The organism is Pseudolactococcus raffinolactis NBRC 100932, from assembly GCF_001591765.1.
GTDB classification, from domain to species: Bacteria; Bacillota; Bacilli; order Lactobacillales; family Streptococcaceae; genus Pseudolactococcus; species Pseudolactococcus raffinolactis.
The window spans coordinates 1-2,960 of sequence record NZ_BCVN01000071.1 but is presented as its reverse complement, the minus strand read 5'-3'; the positions used below and the strand labels follow the sequence as shown (position 1 = coordinate 2,960).

Genomic DNA, 2,960 nt, shown 5'->3' with positions numbered 1-2,960 from the left:
TTAAATCAGCTTCCTTTAGAATGAGCATCAATTGCTTGCTTCTTACTCCAAGCCTGGATATCCTTATGATAATGCCGTCACTGAGGTCTTTTTCAAGTATCTTAAACAACGAGAAATTAATCGTAGAACTTATCACTCCATTCAAGAAGTTCAACTCTCTTGCTTTGAATACATCGAACAATTTTATGACAATTATAATCCTCATTCCGCCAACAATGGTTTAACTCCAAATCAGAAAGAAGAAAATTATTTTAAGAAAATATAGCTCATTTAACAGAGACCGAAATTGTCGATCGCTTACTGAAAGGGAGCCCTGCTTTGCGTGTAGGCTATCAGTTATATCAAGACTTTCTTTACGCTGTAAAGGAACGAGACTACGTATCGTTTGAAGAACTACTTACCAATAATATCATGCTTCCCGAAGGCTATCAGACGATCTTGAGAACGTTCCAGAAATTTCTGCCACAAATCAAAAATGCTTTACAACAAAGTTATTCAAATGGCCCACTTGAATGTCTGAACAACCATATCAAAGTGTTAAAACGAAATGCATATGGCTTTCGTAGCTTTTATAATTTCAAATTGCGCATCATGATTCGTCATGGCAACGCATTGATTTTCAACTAAAAAAGATCAAGAGGAACTGATCCACTTGATCTCCAATTATTCTAAGATTTCTCTTTACCAACATCATTTGACAAAGAGCCCCAATATAAATCTCCTCTTATATAAAGTTATTTATGAACACTGATTTAAGCTAAGCTGCCGATATCACAATCTCAGCATCCACTAAATCAGCCTTCAAGTTTTTGACATCTAAGTGGTCAAGGTAGAAATCCGTTACCTTATCACGAATTTGTTGTTCAATTACTCGCCGTAATGGCCGCGCACCCATTGCTTCATCATAGCCTTGTTCCATCAGCCAATCTTTAGCCGCTTTAGTTACCTCAAGTTTGATGGATTTTTTGGCTAAAGTTTTTTGTACATCCGCCAACATCAAATCGACAATTTGACTTAAGTCTTGCTTAGTCAGATGTGAAAATTCCACGATTCCATTAAAACGGTTCAGAAATTCTGGGCGGAAAAATGGTGCTAACTTATCCATTAATGACTGATCTCGTTGCTTGTCACCACTTAATGCTTCATTACCAAAGCCAGCATTAGAAGTAGCAATAATAATCGTATTTTTGAAATTAATGACATTGCCTTGTCCATCCGTTAAGCGCCCATCATCCATCACTTGTAACAGTAACGTTAACACTTGTGGATCAGCCTTTTCAATTTCATCTAATAATACAATGGAATATGGATTACGCCGAACCCGTTCAGTTAGAGTATTAGCATTATCTTCATAGCCTACGTATCCAGCCGAGGTACCAATTAATTTCGACACAGCTATACGATCAGCATATTCACTCATATCTAGCCGAATAATCGCATTTTCATTTCCAAACATATCTAAGGCTAATTGCTTAGCTAATTCAGTCTTTCCTACGCCAGTTGGGCCCACAAACAGAAAACTTCCAATCGGTTGATCACCCTCTGAAAAGCCCGCACGGTTACGCCGAATTGCTTTTGCTACCATTTCAACCGCTTCATCTTGACCGATTACCATACTTTTCAGACGCTTATCAAGATTTTTCAAGCGCTCAATATCATTAGCGCCCATATCAGAAACTGGTATACCAGTTAAACGTTCAACCGATTGTGCCACATCATCAATCGTGGCAGTGATTTTTTCTTTTTGATCCGTTTCTTTAATTTTTTGCTTGGTTTCCTCGATCGACTTCTTGATATCAGCAGCTTTTGTAAAGTCCTCCGCTTTAATGGCGGCCTCCTTAGCTGCCTCTAATTTTTTAAGGCGTTGATCCAATGTCTCAACATCAGTTTGCGAATTTTTAGCCGCTAAATGAGCCGCAGTCATGTCGATCAAATCGATAGCTTTATCTGGCAAAGTGCGTTGTGGTATATATTGGATTGAATAATCCACAGCCGCCTTCAAAACATCATCTGGTAATACAACATGATGATGTTTTTCGTACAGCTCTTTAATACCTTGTAATATACGTAAAGTGTCAGCGGCCGTCGGTTCATTAATCACAACATCATTGAATCGCCGTGCCAAAGCCGCATTTTTCAAAATAGTATTGCGATATTCATCTTGAGTCGTAGCCCCGATTACACTCAGCTCGCCACGTGACAAAGCAGGTTTAATGATATCAGCCAATCCTTTGCCACCATCTTCACCACCAGTGGCACCCGTGCCGAGAATCTGATGAATTTCATCGAAGAATAGAATAATATTACCAGCTGCTTTGACTTCCTCTACCAGCTGTTTAATATTTTCTTCAAAAGAACCGCGATATTGAGTTCCCGCTTCCAAAGACGATAAATCAATCGAATAGATTTCTTTATCTTGAATCGTTTCTGGAACTTTACCAGCCACAATTGCTTGTGCCAGACCTTCGACGACTGCAGTTTTACCTACACCGGCATCACCAACTAAGATTGCATTATTTTTCGTTCTACGACTCAAAATTTCTGCAGTTTCTTGAATCTCATTCTCACGTCCAATCACTGGATCTAGTAATCCATCACGAGCCTGTTCCGTCAAATTAGTCCCTAACTTTTCTAAAATCCCTCCTTTTTTAACAGCCTGTTTACCATCTTTAGATACTTCTATTGTTTTATTATTTTGGGGTAGCTTGCCAGTTGCTCGGTATTGAGCAAACTCATCCGGTGTTAACGATTGTCCATTAACTAAATACCGCGCACGCTCCGAATTTTGATTATCCATGCGCCGAAATAATTGATTGAAAACATCATCCATATCATTGTTGAAAAAAGGATCATTTCCGTTGAAATTTGCCATATTACCACACCTCCATAAAAATTTATATGTGTAACTTAGTGACCATAATATCCTTTAAAACTATAACTGAATTGTATCACAATTTTTA

At 38.4% G+C, this 2,960-nt stretch carries 1 protein-coding gene and 2 pseudogenes; 2 read left to right on the top strand and 1 reads right to left on the bottom strand.

The window, feature by feature from the left end; genetic code table 11:
* Window positions 1-19 precede the first annotated feature (19 nt).
* Window positions 20-272 (top strand): annotated as a pseudogene (locus tag LRA01S_RS10865) (integrase core domain-containing protein); the annotation flags it as partial.
* Window positions 265-627, top strand: a pseudogene (locus tag LRA01S_RS10310) (transposase); the annotation flags it as partial. The pseudogenes LRA01S_RS10865 and LRA01S_RS10310, both read left to right, overlap by 8 nt.
* 130 nt (window positions 628-757) lie before the next feature.
* Here the strand turns inward: LRA01S_RS10310 and clpL are convergent.
* Window positions 758-2,872 carry an ATP-dependent protease ClpL gene (clpL, locus tag LRA01S_RS10305; protein WP_061775525.1) on the bottom strand — a complete coding sequence of 705 codons (2,115 nt, stop codon included), beginning with the start codon at window positions 2,870-2,872 and terminating at the stop codon, window positions 758-760.
* Window positions 2,873-2,960: the final 88 nt, after the last annotated feature.